The 14,788-nt window shown below is 66.7% G+C and carries 17 protein-coding genes; 6 read left to right on the top strand and 11 right to left on the bottom strand.

What is annotated here, in order from left to right; translation table 11 throughout:
* Nucleotides 1–158: 158 nt before the first annotated feature.
* The 3 genes from ACFFF7_RS05485 to ACFFF7_RS05475 are packed head-to-tail and all read right to left on the bottom strand — an operon-like array spanning nucleotide 159 to nucleotide 1,787.
* The gene (locus tag ACFFF7_RS05485; RefSeq protein ID WP_379480348.1) at nucleotides 159–920 is read right to left on the bottom strand and encodes a sulfite exporter TauE/SafE family protein; all 762 of its coding nucleotides are present in this window, start codon (nucleotides 918–920) and stop codon (nucleotides 159–161) included.
* A gap of 4 nt (nucleotides 921–924) precedes the next feature.
* Nucleotides 925–1,458 carry a rhodanese-like domain-containing protein gene (locus ACFFF7_RS05480; protein ID WP_379480347.1) on the bottom strand — a complete coding sequence of 178 codons (534 nt, stop codon included), beginning with the start codon at nucleotides 1,456–1,458 and terminating at the stop codon, nucleotides 925–927.
* Nucleotides 1,455–1,787 carry an ArsR/SmtB family transcription factor gene (locus ACFFF7_RS05475; RefSeq protein WP_379480346.1) on the bottom strand — a complete coding sequence of 111 codons (333 nt, stop codon included), beginning with the start codon at nucleotides 1,785–1,787 and terminating at the stop codon, nucleotides 1,455–1,457. The genes ACFFF7_RS05480 and ACFFF7_RS05475 overlap by 4 nt, the downstream gene beginning before the upstream one ends.
* Before the next feature lie 66 nt (nucleotides 1,788–1,853).
* Here ACFFF7_RS05475 and ACFFF7_RS05470 point away from each other — a divergent pair, with 66 nt between their 5' ends.
* The gene (locus tag ACFFF7_RS05470; RefSeq protein ID WP_379480345.1) at nucleotides 1,854–2,720 is read left to right on the top strand and encodes an MBL fold metallo-hydrolase; all 867 of its coding nucleotides are present in this window, start codon (nucleotides 1,854–1,856) and stop codon (nucleotides 2,718–2,720) included.
* Between the two features lie 148 nt (nucleotides 2,721–2,868).
* On the opposite strand, the gene ACFFF7_RS05465 is transcribed toward ACFFF7_RS05470, so the two are convergent.
* Genes ACFFF7_RS05465 through ACFFF7_RS05455 form a run of 3 tightly spaced genes read right to left on the bottom strand, consistent with a single transcriptional unit; the run spans nucleotide 2,869 to nucleotide 4,800 of the window.
* Nucleotides 2,869–3,726, bottom strand: coding sequence for a metal-dependent hydrolase (locus ACFFF7_RS05465; RefSeq protein WP_379480344.1), 858 nt, complete (start codon nucleotides 3,724–3,726; stop codon nucleotides 2,869–2,871).
* Entirely contained in the window at nucleotides 3,723–4,223 is a 501-nt protein-coding gene (locus tag ACFFF7_RS05460; RefSeq protein WP_379480343.1) for a styrene oxide isomerase, read from the bottom strand. Before ACFFF7_RS05460 ends, ACFFF7_RS05465 begins: the two co-directional genes overlap by 4 nt.
* Entirely contained in the window at nucleotides 4,216–4,800 is a 585-nt protein-coding gene (locus tag ACFFF7_RS05455; protein ID WP_379480342.1) for a PadR family transcriptional regulator, read from the bottom strand. The genes ACFFF7_RS05460 and ACFFF7_RS05455 overlap by 8 nt, the downstream gene beginning before the upstream one ends.
* Nucleotides 4,801–4,883: 83 nt before the next feature.
* Here ACFFF7_RS05455 and ACFFF7_RS05450 point away from each other — a divergent pair, with 83 nt between their 5' ends.
* Genes ACFFF7_RS05450 through ACFFF7_RS05435 form a run of 4 tightly spaced genes read left to right on the top strand, consistent with a single transcriptional unit; the run spans nucleotide 4,884 to nucleotide 9,011 of the window.
* Nucleotides 4,884–5,504: an SOS response-associated peptidase family protein gene (locus ACFFF7_RS05450; RefSeq protein ID WP_379480341.1), complete on the top strand. Its 621-nt coding sequence runs from the start codon at nucleotides 4,884–4,886 to the stop codon at nucleotides 5,502–5,504.
* Between the two features lie 42 nt (nucleotides 5,505–5,546).
* Entirely contained in the window at nucleotides 5,547–6,908 is a 1,362-nt protein-coding gene (locus ACFFF7_RS05445) for a flavin-containing monooxygenase (protein WP_379480340.1), read from the top strand.
* Between the two features lies 1 nt (nucleotide 6,909).
* Nucleotides 6,910–8,136 carry a cytochrome P450 gene (locus ACFFF7_RS05440; RefSeq protein ID WP_379480339.1) on the top strand — a complete coding sequence of 409 codons (1,227 nt, stop codon included), beginning with the start codon at nucleotides 6,910–6,912 and terminating at the stop codon, nucleotides 8,134–8,136.
* Complete coding sequence (locus ACFFF7_RS05435) at nucleotides 8,133–9,011, top strand: enoyl-CoA hydratase-related protein (RefSeq protein WP_379480338.1); 879 nt, start codon at nucleotides 8,133–8,135, stop codon at nucleotides 9,009–9,011. Before ACFFF7_RS05440 ends, ACFFF7_RS05435 begins: the two co-directional genes overlap by 4 nt.
* Here the strand turns inward: ACFFF7_RS05435 and ACFFF7_RS05430 are convergent.
* Complete coding sequence (locus ACFFF7_RS05430) at nucleotides 9,008–9,850, bottom strand: oxygenase MpaB family protein (RefSeq protein ID WP_379480468.1); 843 nt, start codon at nucleotides 9,848–9,850, stop codon at nucleotides 9,008–9,010. The genes ACFFF7_RS05435 and ACFFF7_RS05430 overlap by 4 nt on opposite strands.
* A gap of 7 nt (nucleotides 9,851–9,857) precedes the next feature.
* Complete coding sequence (gene gnd / locus ACFFF7_RS05425) at nucleotides 9,858–10,850, bottom strand: phosphogluconate dehydrogenase (NAD(+)-dependent, decarboxylating) (RefSeq protein ID WP_379480337.1); 993 nt, start codon at nucleotides 10,848–10,850, stop codon at nucleotides 9,858–9,860.
* 165 nt (nucleotides 10,851–11,015) lie between these two features.
* On the opposite strand from gnd, the gene ACFFF7_RS05420 reads away from it, so the two are divergent.
* Nucleotides 11,016–12,467 carry a L,D-transpeptidase family protein gene (locus ACFFF7_RS05420; protein WP_379480336.1) on the top strand — a complete coding sequence of 484 codons (1,452 nt, stop codon included), beginning with the start codon at nucleotides 11,016–11,018 and terminating at the stop codon, nucleotides 12,465–12,467.
* A gap of 157 nt (nucleotides 12,468–12,624) precedes the next feature.
* On the opposite strand, the gene ACFFF7_RS05415 is transcribed toward ACFFF7_RS05420, so the two are convergent.
* The 3 genes from ACFFF7_RS05415 to ACFFF7_RS05405 are packed head-to-tail and all read right to left on the bottom strand — an operon-like array spanning nucleotide 12,625 to nucleotide 14,764.
* Nucleotides 12,625–13,320: a murein L,D-transpeptidase catalytic domain-containing protein gene (locus tag ACFFF7_RS05415; RefSeq protein ID WP_379480335.1), complete on the bottom strand. Its 696-nt coding sequence runs from the start codon at nucleotides 13,318–13,320 to the stop codon at nucleotides 12,625–12,627.
* 53 nt (nucleotides 13,321–13,373) lie between these two features.
* The gene (locus ACFFF7_RS05410) at nucleotides 13,374–13,871 is read right to left on the bottom strand and encodes a GNAT family N-acetyltransferase (protein WP_379480334.1); all 498 of its coding nucleotides are present in this window, start codon (nucleotides 13,869–13,871) and stop codon (nucleotides 13,374–13,376) included.
* Complete coding sequence (locus tag ACFFF7_RS05405; RefSeq protein ID WP_379480333.1) at nucleotides 13,868–14,764, bottom strand: EamA family transporter; 897 nt, start codon at nucleotides 14,762–14,764, stop codon at nucleotides 13,868–13,870. Before ACFFF7_RS05405 ends, ACFFF7_RS05410 begins: the two co-directional genes overlap by 4 nt.
* Nucleotides 14,765–14,788: the final 24 nt, after the last annotated feature.

The raw sequence follows: 14,788 nt of genomic DNA, 5'->3' as shown, positions 1-14,788 counted from the left end.
TGCGCAAAGTCCTTGATAGGACGGAGCAGGAGCGCGGATGCCGGCCCTCCCTCCGCCCGTGCTAACGGGTTCAGGTTCGACGGGTCGGGCGGTGCCATCCGCCCCTCTCAGCGCAGGCGCGCTCCCCGGGGATGCGGCGTTGTAGGCCTGCGCCCGGGTCAGCGCAACAGGATGTAGAGCGCCACCGCGATGACCAGCCCGGCGAACAACTTGCGGGCCAGCGGCGCGCGGCTTTCCAGCCGCTTGGCCAGCGGCAGGGCGACCAGCGTGCCAACCGCGCCGCCCGCGACCAGTGCGGCGAACAGCGGCCAGGCGACCTTGCCCGCGGCGGCATAGCTGAGGCTGGTCGCGCTGCCGAACAGCGCCACCGAAACCAGGCTGCTCGCCCCGGCATTGGCCAGGGTCATGCCGCTGGCAGCCATCAGGCCGGGCGCGATCAGGAATCCCCCGCCGATGCCGAAGAAGCCTGCGGCCAGCCCGGCGGCCAGCCCCAGCGGGGCGAGCCGCGCGACGATCGGCCAGGTGATATGCACCGCGGGATCGCCCTGGTTCTTGCGCGGGATCAGCATCGACACGGCAATCGCGATCATCGCCACGGCAAACCAGGTCAGCAATGCCGCGCCCGATACCAGCTGCGCCAGGTGGGCGCCGATCAGCGCCCCGGCCAGCCCGGTCAGCGCGAAGACGGTGGCGCAGGGCCACTTGACCCGGCCAGCGCGGGCCTGGGCGACCAGCCCGGTCACCGCATTGACCGCGACCGCCGCTGCCGAAGTGCCGATGGCGACATGGGTATCGGCGACCCCGACGACATAGATCAGCCAGGGCGTCGCCAGCACCGATCCGCCCCCGCCGAACAGCGTCAGCAGGAACCCGACGAGACCGCCGCCCAGCGCGGCAAGCAGGAGCGGTGCGAGGTCCATCGGCTCAGGCCCGCCGCGGCCGGTTCCACGGGGCCAGCAGCAACACTCTGGCCATTCCGCAGAAGCCCGAAATTCCGGCAAAGGTAAGTCCGGCACCGACGAAAGCGGCAAGGCCGAACCACGCCGGGCTGGCGGTCAGGCCCAGCAGCACGCCGAGCAGGACCAGCGTCCCCGCCGCGATCTGGACCTGGCGCATGATCTCGAGCGGGGCCTTGCGCGCGACCTTCAGCGGCAATCCGGCGCGCTTCCAGCCGTCGATTCCGCCTTCAAGCACATAGGCCGGCCCCTCGACCCGGTCGGCCAGTCGGTCGCAGGCGCCCTGGGTGCGGACGCCCGAGCGGCAGGTGAAGACGACGTCGGTTTCAGGCCGGACGGCCAGATGCGCGCGCTCCCATTGCGACAACGGGCGCGAAAGTGCACCGGCGATGTGGCTGCGGCCGAACTCGTCGGCCTCGCGGACATCGACCAGCACCGCACGGCCTGCGGCGAGGCGCTCGGAGAGTTCGGCAGGGGTCAGGGAAACCAGGCGAGCGGTCATTGTGCATTCCTCAATTCAGGGGGGCAGTACAGTTCGGCCAGGGTCTGGATCACCTGCAGCGCAGCATGATCGACAATGCGGTAGAAAATCGTCTGGCCTTCGCGCCGGGTTGCGACGATGCTTTGCTGCCGCAGCATCGCCAGGTGCTGCGACAAGGCCGATTGCGACAGGTCGATCCGGTCATGGATCTGGCCGACCGACAATTCGCCGTCGGCCAGCTGGCACAGGATCATCAGGCGCTTTTCATTGCCAAGCAGGCGCAGCAGCGCGGCGGCGCGGCCGGCGCTTTCGGCAAAAAGGGCAGGGTCGAAGCGGGTCAGGTCGAACATGAATTCCATTATATGCATTGATTCTAATTTAGCAAGTGCTCATATAGAACGCAGAGGAGAGTCGTCATGACCGCCGTTCCCACCGTTGCCGCCTTTTTCGATCCTGCGACACACACCGTCAGCTACATCGTGTCCGATCCAGCCACCCGCCGCGCCGCAATTATCGACCCGGTGCTGGATTTTACGCCGAACAACGCGCGCACCGCCACCCGATCGGCCGATGCGCTGCTGGCGCACCTGGCCGAGCACGACCTGACGCTCGACTGGATTCTGGAAACCCACGCCCACGCCGATCACTTGTCGGCGGGGAATTACCTGCGCGAAAAGACCGGTGCGCACGTGGCCATCGGCGCAGGGATCACCGCGATTCAAGATGTCTTCGGCACGCTGTTCGCGCTTGATGACCTGGTCCCCGACGGCAGCCAGTTCGACCGACTGGTCGATGAAGGCGATCGCCTGCCGCTCGGCCTCCTGCAGATCGAGGTGCTGCACACCCCCGGGCACACCCCGGCCTGCGTCAGCTATGTCGTTGGCGATGCGGTGTTCGTCGGCGACACGCTGTTCATGCCCGACTATGGCACCGCGCGCTGCGACTTTCCCGGCGGCAACGCGGCCATGCTCTATGCCTCGATCCGCAAGTTGCTGGCTCTGCCGCCCGAATTCCGGGTTTTCGTCGGTCACGATTACCTGCCAGCCGGGCGCAGCACCATCGTCTGGGAAACCACCGTGGCCCAGCAGCGCCAGGGCAATGTCCATATTCACGATGGCATTGCCGAGGCCGACTTCGTGGCGATGCGCCAGGCCCGCGATGCCACGCTGGATGCGCCGCAGCTGATCCTGCCCTCGCTCCAGGTCAACATCCGCGCCGGCAGGCTGCCCGAGCCGGACGGCAATGGCCGCCGCTACCTGAAGTTGCCGCTCGACGCGATTTAGGGCCGCAGGCAATGCGATGATCTTGCCCGCATCCGAGATCAGCCCAGGGCGCGATCTGATAAACCAGATCATGGAAGGTGCGTCCGGTTTTGCCCGCGGGGGGTCAGCGCAATGCGCAGACCTGTTATATCGTCCGGTTTGGCCGGAGTCAGGCAAAGCGGGCCGGGATCTCCGGATCGGCGGTATCGAGCAGGGGAATGCGGCCTTCGGGCAAGCCGGCATAGGCCTGGGTCCAGCGCGCCACCCAGGCCGGATCGCGGACCCGCGAGGGATGATAGCCGGGCAGCAGCGACCGGATCATGGCAGGCGAGGCGTGAATCAGGAACCGCGCCACCATCGTCCACAGCCGCAGCCGGCTGCGCGGGCTGTGCCACAAGCCGTCGCGCCTGAGCAGGCGGACATAACCCTTGCGGCTGGCCCAGGCGACGTGGAGTGATCCGCAAAGCAGTCCCCAGACCTTGCCGCGATAGTCGCCGAACAGGTGCGTGTAGAGATCATAGGCGACGTTCTTGTGCTCGGTCTCCTCGACCATGTGCCACAGCACCAGCGACGTCACCGCCGGATCGGCTCCCGCAAACAGCAGTCCGCGCTGGCGGATCAGCCATTCGGTGATCCCCATGGTCATCGTCTCGAACCCGGCGGTATAGGCCAGGCGCCACTTGAGGCTGCGCTTCTGGAAGCGGCGATAGTCGGCCTCCATCTCGGCCTCGGCTTCGGCCAGCTCGGGACAGGTCCGCTTGAGAATCTCGTTGTAGCGGCGATGGCTTTGAAAGTGCACGCCCTCTTGCCCGATGAAGGCCTGGACATCGGCCCGCAGCGCCGGGTCGCTGACCTGCTTCAGTGCTTCGGTCACGGTCTTGATCAGGAACGGTTCGAGATAGGGCATGGCCAGCGATGCGCCGTTGACCATGTGGCTCCACTCAGGGCGGCCGGGGTGCCAGACCGGATCGATCGCCTCGTCGAAGGCGAAGGGGATTCGCCTGACCTGGATTGCCGCGCCGGTCATGCCTGGACCCGCGCTTGACGGCGATACTGCCACGCTCCCCACAGCAGCAGTGCGAAGGCGACGTGCACCCCGATCATCGCCGGCCAGCCGGCCAGGAAGACCAGGTTGTTGAGCGTCACGCTGCCAGGAAACGGACCGCCGCCGAACTCCAGCCCGCGGGTGCCGAACAGGGCGTTGGCAATCGCCGGCAATGTAAACAGCCAGCCAAATGCCAGCGCCGCCCAGACCAGCACCGCCTGGGCCCGCTCGCCAAGGCGAAGATACCCGCCCGCAGCGCCGATCGCGATCAGCATGGTGCCGTTGGTGATGCCTTCGAGGTGGGCCATGTTCCAGGCCCGCCGGTCCCCCGGCAAGTGGATCGGAACATCGGTGACAAAGGGCCACAGGTCGACCGCGCCAAGCAGGAAGAAGAAGTAGATCCAGCCGCTGAGGATCGCCGTGGCGATCAGCCCGACGCCATTGAACACCAGCAGACTGCGACGGCTTTCACTAAGCATGGCCACTTCCCCCCTTGGTAATCGGCACGACGGTGTCCCGCCCGCCCAGGCTGTCCGGACTGAGCGCCGCCAGCGCGCGCTCTGACCAATCGGCCCATTCGCGTTCATAGATCAGCGCCACTTCCAGCGCGAGGCGGCGGCCGATCGCGTTGAGATCACGCTTGCCTTCAAGCGCGCTGAACTTTGCCTGGTATTGCGCCAGATGGTCGCGGTGACGTTCCTGACGGGCCAGGATATTGGCGCGCAGCCCGTCAAGATCGATATGTTCAAGCGCATAGAGCTGAACCAGGAAATCGTCTTTCAGCTCCTGCACCTCGCTGGGCTTGCGCGACCAATCGATCAAAGCCTGCCGCCCCGCTGCGGTGATGGTGAAGACGATCCGGTTGGGCTTGCCAACCTGGGCGATTTCCTCTGATTCGGCCCAACCGCGGGCCTTGAGGCTGCCGAGCTCGCGGTAGATCTGGGATTGCCGGGCGCGCCAGAAAAAGCCGGTGCTTTCATCGAACTGCTTGGCAATGTCGTAGCCCGATTTTGGCGCATCGGTAAGCGCGACAAGAATGGCATAGTGCAGCGACATCGCCGGACTCCATATGCTACAAGTTGAGTATATATGACACAAATTGACTATCGGTCAAGCGCGACCCTGCCGGGACTTCGGCAATGACCGTACTTTATCGTCTGGCCACCGATGCAGCTGCGATTGCCGCGCGCTTTGGCGCGGCGGCGGGGGGCGATCCGTGGAGCGGCGGTACGATCGCGCCGGGCCAGTTCGCACCCGTCATTACCGCCGGGCGCGAGGCGATCGCCGGGCCGCGCGCGCCCGGCCAGCCGCGCCGCATGGTCCCGCGGCTGTGGGGCGTCCCGCCGCCGCCCGCCGCCGGGGATGCCGGGCGCGGTGTGCTGACCGTGCGCAATCCCGACAGCCCGTTCTGGATCGGCAACCTGCGCAACAGCGAGTTCCGCTGCCTGGTCCCGGCGACCGCGGTGATGGTTTGGGGGCGAGCCCATCCAGCCACCGGCAAGCGCCCGCAGTTGTGGCTCGGCTGCACCGATCAGCCGCTGTTCGCCATGGCCGGGGTGTGGAAGGACAGCGAAATTCCCAGCTTCGCGCTGCTGACCTGCGCGGCCAACGCCGCCTGGCGCGAGGCCGGGCACGCCGCGATGCCGGTGATCCTGCCGGATAATCCGGCGGCGTGGCAGCTGTGGCTCAATGGCGACTGGGCGCGCGCGGCGACCCTGCTTGCCCCCTATTCGTCATCGCGTATCGCCGCTGGACATTAACCGCACGATTAAACATACTCCCGGCCCTGGGAGAGTGACGCAATGACCAAGCCACGCGTGTGCATTATCGGAGCCGGATGCAGCGGCTTCACCACGGCCAAGCGGCTCAAGGATTACGGCATCCCGTTCGACGTCTACGAGGCGTCGGACGACATCGGCGGAACCTGGTACTACAACAACCCCAACGGCCAGTCGGCCTGCTATCAAAGCCTGCACATCGACACGTCGAAATGGCGCCTGGCTTTCGAGGACTATCCGGTTCCGGCGGACTGGCCTGACTATCCGCACCATTCGCTGCTGCTGCAGTACTTCCATGACTACGTCGACCATTTCGGCCTGAGGGAGCACATCCGCTTCAACACCAGGGTCGAAAAGGCTGAGCGTCTGGCCCACGGCGGCTGGCGGATCACTCTGTCGACCGGCGAGGTGATGCATTACGACGCGCTGTGCGTCGCCAACGGGCATCACTGGGCGGCGCGCATTCCCGACTATCCAGGCCACTTCGACGGCGCGCAGATCCACAGCCACAATTACCGCACCCCGTTCGAACCGGTCGACTGCGTGGGCAAGCGGGTGTTGGTGGTCGGCATGGGCAATTCGGCGATGGACGTGGCGAGCGAACTGTCGCAGCGGCCGATGGCGCAAAAGCTGTTCGTCTCCACCCGCCGCGGGGTGTGGATCTTCCCCAAGTATTACAAGGGCCAGCCGCTCGACAAGAACCCCGCCCCGGCCTGGCTGCCCAAGGGCATCAAGCAGTGGCTTGGCGCACGGATGGTCAAGGGGCTGGTCGGCAAGATGAGCGATTATGGCCTGCCCGAACCCGAGATCGGCCCGTTCGAAAGCCACGGCACCGTTTCGGGCGAATTCCTGGTCCGCGCCGGTTCGGGCGACATCACGATGAAGGGCGGGATCGAGCGGCTCGACGGCGACGGGGTGGTCTTCGCCGATGGATCGCGCGAACAGATCGACGTGATCGTCTGGGCCACCGGCTATGACATCAGCTTCCCGTTCTTTGACGAACCCAGCTTCAAGGCCGATGCCGACAACCGCCCGCCGCCGCTGTACAAGCGGATCATGAAGCCCGGCGTGCCCGACCTGTTCTACATGGGGCTGGCCCAGCCGCTGCCGACGCTGGTCAACTTTGCCGAGCAGCAGTCAAAGCTGGTGGCGGCTTACCTGGCCGGGCAGTACCTGCCGCCCGACGCGGCCGAGATGGAGCGGATCATCAAGGCCGACGAGGACTATTACACCGGGCAGTATTATGCCGCGCGGCGCCACACCATCCAGCTCGATTTCGACCATTACGTCCGCGCGCTGCTGAAAGAACTCGACAAGGGGGCCAGGCGCGCCGCCGCAGCAGGCAACCGCCTGCCCGTTCAATCCCATCAGCTTGAGGATGCCTGACATGGCCACGCTTGCCGATCGTCCGATCAACACCTTCGACGTCAGCCAGGACGCGCTCTATGTCGAAGACACCTGGCGCGAACCCTTTGCCCGGCTGCGCGCGGAGATGCCGCTGTCGTACTGTCCGGATAGCCCGTTCGGGCCTTATTGGTCGGCGGTGACGCACGATCTCGTAGCTGAAGTCGAGCTGCGCCACGACGTGTTCTCGTCGCGCTGGGACATGGGCAACATCACCATCGCCGAGGCGGTCAATGGCGAGGGCTTTCCCAACTTCATCGCCCAGGACCAGCCGATCCACACCGCCCAGCGCCGGGTGATTGCCCCGGCCTTTTCGCCCAGCCAGATGATGAAGCTGGACAAGGCGGTCAAGGCGCGCACCAAGGAGCTGATGGACGGCCTGCCGGTGGGCGAGACCTTCGACTGGGTCGAACGCGTCTCGATCCCGCAGACGCTGGGGATGCTGTGCATCCTGTTCGACATGCCGTTCGAGGAATGGCGCGACATCAAGCGCTGGTCGGACTGGGCCAGCGGGGTTTCGGCGGACAATCTCAACGAGGAATACCGCGCCCAGTTTCTGGCCCAGATGGGCGAGATGCTGGCCCGTTTCGACCGCGAACTGGAGGATCGCCGCGGCAAGCCGCCCACTGACGATCTGCTCAGCCGGATGGTTCACTCCGAGGCGATGGGTCACATGGAGCCGATGGAGCGGATCGCCAACATTGCGCTGCTGATCGTCGGCGGCAACGACACCACCCGCAATTCGATGTCGGCGCTTGTCGAGGCCTTCGACACCTACCCCGATCAGCTCGAACGGCTCCGCGCCGATCCTTCGCTGATCCCCAATGCCGCGCAGGAAATCATCCGCTGGCAGAGCCCGGTCACCCACATGCGCCGCACCGCGCTGGAAGATACACGGCTCGCCGGGCAGACCATCCGCAAGGGCGAGAAGATCGTCATGTGGTATATCAGCGCCAACCGCGACGAAGCGGTCTTTCCCGATGCGGAGAAGTTCGACGTCGGCCGCGCCAATGCGCGCCGCCACCTCGGCTTCGGCCACGGCATCCACCGCTGCGTCGGGGCCAAGCTGGCCGAAGACCAGCTGGCGACGCTGATCGGCGAGATCGTCAGGCGCAACATCCGCGTGATCCCACAAGGCGCGCCGACCCGGCTGGCCAGCCCGTTCCTCCACGGCTTCACCGCAATGCCGGTGAAGATCGCGCCGCTGTGAGCGCACTGCCCGCCACGACCCAGATCCGACTTGAGCAGGACGGTCCGATCCTGTGGGTGCGGATCGACCGGCCCGAGGCGATGAACGCCTATACCGCGACGATGGGCGCGGAGCTGGCCGCCGCTTTCGACCACGCCGACGGCGACGACAGCGTACGCGTGGTGGTGTTGACCGCCTTGGGCAAGGTGTTCTGCGCCGGCGCCGACGTGTCCGCCGGGGCGGGGGCCTTCGATACCGCCAGCGGCGCGGGCGCGAAGAACTTCGGCGGTGGCAGCGGCGGGCGGCGGAGCGATTTCATCGCCGCGATGATGAACTGCCGCAAGCCTTCGATCGTCGCCTTCAACGGCTCGGCCGCGGGGGTCGGCCTGACCCTGACCCTGCCTTGCGACATCCGCATCGCTGCCGATCACGCGAAGTTCGGCTGCGTCTTCGTACGCCGCGGGCTGGTGCCGGAAGCCGGGTCGGCCTGGTTCCTTCCGCGCCTGGTTGGCCTTGCGACCGCGCTCAAGTGGTGCCTGACCGGGGCGCTGGTCCCCGCTGCCGAAGCCCTCGCCGCCGGACTGGTCAGCGAGACGGTTCCGGCCGATCAGGTGGAAAGCCGGGCGCGCGAACTGGCGTTGGAAATAGCCGCCAACTGCTCGCCCGTCGCCTTGGCGCTGACCCGGCGGATGCTGTGGCAGCTTTCGGCCGAGGACAGCCCGCGTGGGGCCCTGGCGGTCGACGCCCCGCTCAACATTGCGCTCGGCCAGCAGGCCGACGTCCGCGAAGGCGTGGCGGCATTCCTTGAAAAGCGCACACCGGATTTCCCGCTGACCGTTTCGGCCGATATGCCTGCAACGCCGTGGTGGCGTGACAATCCGACCGGATACCGCTAGGCCGCCTTCCAGGCCGTCCCGCGCGGCAGTCCCAGCCGCTGCGCTGCCTGGGCTGCCGGACTGCCGGGGATGACGACCATTTCCGCGGCGCGCCCTGCCCAGCGCAAGGCGCGGCGCTGGCCGGGGGTCAGGTCCCATTCGGGGCCCAGTTCAAGTACTGCGCGCACGTCGGGAGGCAGGATCGCGATTCCGCCGCGCACCGCGGCGCGCTGCAACGGTCGCAAGGGCGCTGGCAGCGCCTTGACCCGGTCCATGATATCCAGGAATTCGAACACGATGGGAGAGGGCCGAAAGCCGGGCAGCAGCCGGTCCTTCATCGCGGTGAACCCAGCCAGGTCGTGCGGCGCGCCAATTGCGCCATAGAGCCGCCCCGGCGCCCGCGCCTCGGCAAAGGCGCGGTCGATGTCGGCGGTGCTCAGATCGGCGCAGAAGGTGGCATAGCCCAGAGTGAACCCGAAGGTCGCGGTGGCCTGGACCCAGTCGAGCAGTTCGCGGTCAAGCGCCTTGTACGGGCTGCCCTCGCTCGTCGTTCCGGCGACCCGCGCGTGCATTCGCCCGACATCGGCGATCAGCGCGGCAGCCCGGCTTTGCGCGCCATAGATCGTCGCCATCGCGGCCATGCCGGTGCGCCGCATCCGCGCCAGCGGGTCGGTCGGGAAGGTTGAATGGTGCCAGACCCCGTCGCGAACCCTGGGGTCGGCAAATTCCAGCAGCACCGCCGCAACCCCCCCGACCGCCAGCGCGATCGGGTTCTTGAACACCCGCCAACTGATCGAATCGGGCGCGCACAGTGCCGCTTCGCCCGGCGGTGTGCGGAAATCGAACTGTGGTACCCCCATCGCCACGTCAGCCAGTCTTCACCGGCACCCCGTCGTGGCCGCCGAACTTGTTGCGCAGCGCCGATAGGAAGCGGTTGGCGGTACCCAGATCATCGTGGCTGGTAAAGCGCGCGAACAGCGCGTCGGCGATCACCGGGGTGGCCACGCCCTGCTCGATCGCGGCATTGAGCGTCCAGCGCCCTTCGCCCGAATCGGCGACGCGCGGGCTGTAGTCGGCCAGGCCCTTGCCTCCGGCCAACGCTTCCGCGCCGAGGTCGAGCAACCACGACGAGACGACGCTGCCGCGCCGCCAGACCTCGGCTATCGCAGGCAGATCGAAGCTGTAGGAGCGTTCTTTCGGCACGACCGGATCGTTGGCGCTGGCGAACAGCGCGAAGCCTTCGGCGAAGGCCTGCATGATCCCGTATTCGATGCCGTTGTGGACCATCTTGACGTAGTGCCCGGCCCCGGGCTTGCCGCAGTGCAGCCAGCCCGCCTCGCCCGGTTGCAAGGGCCCGCCGTCCTTGACCGGTAGGCGCGGCGCTGCCTCTACCCCGGGGGCCAGCGTCTCGAATACCGGGCGCGCTGCCGCGACCCCGGCATCGTCCCCGCCGATCATCAGCGAATAGCCGCGCTCCAGTCCAAACAGCCCGCCCGAGGTGCCGCAGTCGAGGAAGTGCAGGCCCTTTTCGGCCAGCGTGGCGGCGCGGGCCACGCTGTCGCGGTAGTTCGAATTGCCGCCGTCGATGATCGTGTCGCCCGCGCTCAGCAGACCGGACAATTCGTCGATAACGCCCTGCGTAATCTTGCCGGCAGGAACCATCAGCCAGACGGTGCGCGGCGCAGTCAGACCGGCAACCAGTTTACCCAGGTTGGCCGCGGCAATCGCACCGGTTTCGGCGGCCAGCGCCGTGCCTTCCTCGGGCTTGTTCGAGTAGACATGGCACTGGTGCCCGCCCTTGCTGAGCCGCCGGACCATGTTGCCGCCCATCCGCCCCAGTCCGATGAAACCGATCTGCATTCGCCACGTACCCTTTCGCTAGCGGCTTGAATCGCCGTCCCACTCCTTGTGCCGCAAATTCAGCTTGCGGCAAGCCGCCATGCTTGAAGGGGCGTTTGATTGCGGGCATTAGGCTCGCAGGCGCGCGCCCTTGCGCGCGCCGATCTATTTCCAGCGGAGTCGAACATGGTGCATCGGGGTAAAACGGGTCTTGGCTTTGGTGTGGGCCTGGCCGCGCTGGGTGCGGTGTGCCTGCCCGGGACGGCCTCCGCCGCCCAGAATGCCGCCCAGCCCGCCACCCCGCCTGCGCAAAAGCCGGCCACTGGTCAGCCGGTCAGTATCCTGCCCGCGCCGACCGCGCAGCCGACTCCGGCCGCCACGGCAACGCCCGCGCCGCAGATCCAGCCAGCGCCTGTCGCCGCGCCGGTGCCGACACCGCCGGCCATGCCCACCGTCCTGCCGGTCGACGAGCCGGTCATGGCCTGGCCCGTCGCCGATGCCCAGGCCCTGCTGGCGGTGATCGAGAAGGTCGACGCCGACGGTCTGATCCCGGCAGACTACGAACCGGCCAAGCTGCGCGCCGCGATTGCCGCCGGCCCCGGCGCCGCGCTCGATGCTCAGGCCAGCAAGTCCTTTGCCTGGCTGGCCGAGGACATGCGCGATGGCCGCACCCGGATGCAATCGCGCCTGCAGTGGTACGTCGTTGACAAGGACGTCGAAAAAAGCAGCATTTCCGGCGTGATGGCCGCCGCCCTGGCCAACCACGACATCGCCGGCACGATTGCCGCACTGGCACCGACCCACCCTGACTACGTCGCACTGAAGGCGCTCTATGTGGCCACGCCCAAGGCCGACAAGGCGCGCAAGCTGATCCAGATCAACCTTGATCGCTGGCGCTGGCTGCCGCGCGAGATGGGCAAGTATTACCTGCTGACCAACCTACCCGAGTTCCAGCTGCGCCTGACGGTCGACAACACGATCATCCGTTCCTACCGCACCGTGGTCGGCAAGCCGGGCAAGACCGCGACCCCGAACCTGGCCGAAACCGTGCAGAACGTGGTGTTCAACCCGACCTGGACGGTGCCGCAGTCGATCGTTGTCGGCGAGGGGCTGGGGGCGCGGCTGTGGGCCAACCCCAAGGCGGCGGCGCGCGAAAACTACAAGATCACCAAGAACAAGGACGGTACGTTCACTGTCGTCCAGCAGCCGGGCGATGGCAATTCGCTGGGCCGGATGAAGATCGACATGCCCAATCCGCACGCGATCTACCTTCACGATACGCCGTCCAAGGCGCTCTTCAACACCCCGGTCCGCGCCTATAGCCACGGCTGCGTGCGGACCGAGCGCGCGGTCGAGCTGGGCATGACCATGGCGATCCTGGGTGCAGGGCTGACGCCTGAGCAGGCGGTGCAGTACAGCCTGTCGGGCAAGTACACCAAGGTGCCGATGACCAAGACCTTCCCGGTCTATCTGACCTATTTCACCATGGCGACCGGGATCGACGGCAAGATGGGCAAGTTCGCCGACATCTATGGCCGCGACGTCCCGGTCCTGGCCAGCTTCGCCAAGCCGCGCGAGGCATGGAACGGCCAGCGCACCACCAGCGAAAAGGTGATCAAGCTGGATAACCCGTTGTAGTTTTGGTGCGCCAATCGCCTCCGCGATTGGCTAGCAACACCGGCCCACTCCCCCGGCCCGACCACCCGTCGAAGGTACCTTGTGGGTGGTCGGGCCGGGGGAGTGGGCCGGTGTTGCCAAGGTCAGGCCGTATGGCCTGACCGCACCGATCGATGACTCAGACCTCGATCCGGTCGGCGTAGAGCAGCCGCCCGCCCGAGAGATGCCACAGCGCCTCGTTGAAGTGCTCGGGCCCCATGGCAAAGCAGCCTTCGCTGCGGCCAAGCTTGCCGAACTTCTGGATCATGTCGTCGGCGGCATAGGCGGCTGGGTGCATCACGATCGCGCGGTCATGCGCATTGGAATTGTCCTGGTCCAGCCCTTCGAGGCGGATCGAGGTGCCGTATTTGCCCTTGTACCATTCGCAGGTCAGGTAGGCGCCGCGCGACGTCGCCTCAGAGCCGACGCTGTTGGAAAAGGTTTGCAGGAAACCCGAATGCTCGGGATCCGAACCGCGCCCGTGACTGACAAAGAACGAGCGGATTTCGCCCTTTTCAAGATGGACGAAATGGAGCCGCGGCAGGGTCGAGGGGCGGGCGAAATCGGCGATGCCGACCAGATCGCGGCGCCAGACCGTGGGCCCGGCGCGCTCAAGCTCGCGCTTGGCAATTTCACGCAGTTTCGCGTCGTACAGCGGGTTGGGCGGGGCGACCACGGGCAGCATCGGATGCACCGGCTCAACCGCGGCGGGATTGGGCACCGCGCCGAAGACCTGGTCGAACTGGTCGGTTACCGATTGCGCTAGGGCACGACCCGGTAGCGCCAGCAGCGCGCCGCTGGCCAGTGTTCCACGCAGAATCGAGCGACGGTCCATGATCCCCTTCATAGCATGCTTTGGATAAAGCGAATCTGAACGGATCGGAAGACCTATTCGGCAGAAACGCGTGATTCTGCGCCCAGACGATGCAGCGATGCACCATCCACGCGCATCACGGTCCATTCGTCCATCAGCCGTGCGCCAAGGCTTTTGTAGAAGCCGATCGCGGGTTCGTTCCAGTCGAGCACCGACCATTCGAGCCGGGCGCAGTCGCGCTCCACCGCCAGCGCCGCGAGCCGGGCGAGCAAGGCCTTGCCCAGCCCCGATCCGCGCGCCGCGGGTTGGACGAACAGGTCCTCCAGATAGATCCCCGGCTTGCCCTCGAAGGTCGAAAAGTTGTGAAAGAACAAGGCGAAGCCCTGCGCCGCGCCGTCGATCTCACCGATCAGCACTTCGGCGTAGGGGCGGCTCCCGAACAGCTTTTCACCCAGCACGGCGTCATCGAAACGCACCTCGTGGGCGAGCTTTTCATAGTCCGCCAAAGCGCGGATCAGATCGGCGATCAGCGGCAGGTCGGCGGGAGCGGCGGAACGGATCGACAGAGTCATGCGGGAGCCTTTCGCAAGCGCGGCCAGACAATGCCCAGCGCCAGCCCGGCCATGACCAGCGCGAATGCAAGAATCTTCCACCATTGCAGCGGCTCGCCCAGGATCAGCGCGGCTGAACCCAGGCCGAAAACCGGGACCAGCAGCGCCAGCGGGGCGATCGTCCCGGCGGGGTGACGGCCGAGCAGCCAGCCCCACACGCCGTAACCGAACATGGTGTTGCCCACCGCTTGCCACAGCACCGCGCCCCAGGTCGCGGCGTCGGCGGCGGCGATTCCGGCGCGCATCGCCGGCCAGCCTTCGGTCAGCAGGGCCATGACCAGCAGCGGCGGCACCGCGAACAGGCTCGACCAGACGACATAGGCCAGCATGTTGACCGGCCCCGCCGCGCGATTGACCATGTTGCCGCCCGACCAGCTCAGTGCGGCAAGCAGCACCAGCGCGATCCCCAGCGGGGTGGCGCTGCCATCGGTGTGCAGCGCGATGGTGGCGATCCCGGCGGTCGCCAGCAGCAGCGCGGCGAGCTGGTATCCGGCGAGCTTCTCGCCGCTGATCCGCATCGCCAGCAGGATGGTGAAAAAGGCCTGGGCCTGGACCACCAGGCTGGCGAGGCCCGGAGTAATATCGGCGCGCATCGCGGTGAAAAGCAGGCCAAACTGGCCCGCGCCGATCAGCACGCCATAGCCGGCCAGGTTGCGCCACGGCACCTTGGGGCGCGGCAAGAACAGCGCCAGCGGGAAGAACGCCAGGGCAAAGCGCAGCAAGGCCAGGGTCAGCGGCGGCAGATGCGCGAGCGCCTGCTTGATCACCACGAAATTGGTGCCCCACACGGCGGTCACTGCCAGCGCCAGGGCTAGGTGCGATAGTGGCAAGGCGGCGCGGTGCGGGGTCCCCATCGGGGCCGCCTAGCCGAAGGTTGT

Origin of the sequence: Novosphingobium aquiterrae (assembly GCF_042434435.1) — a bacterium.
GTDB classification, from domain to species: Bacteria; Pseudomonadota; Alphaproteobacteria; order Sphingomonadales; family Sphingomonadaceae; genus Novosphingobium; species Novosphingobium aquiterrae.
This window is presented reverse-complemented; position numbering and strand designations above follow the sequence as displayed.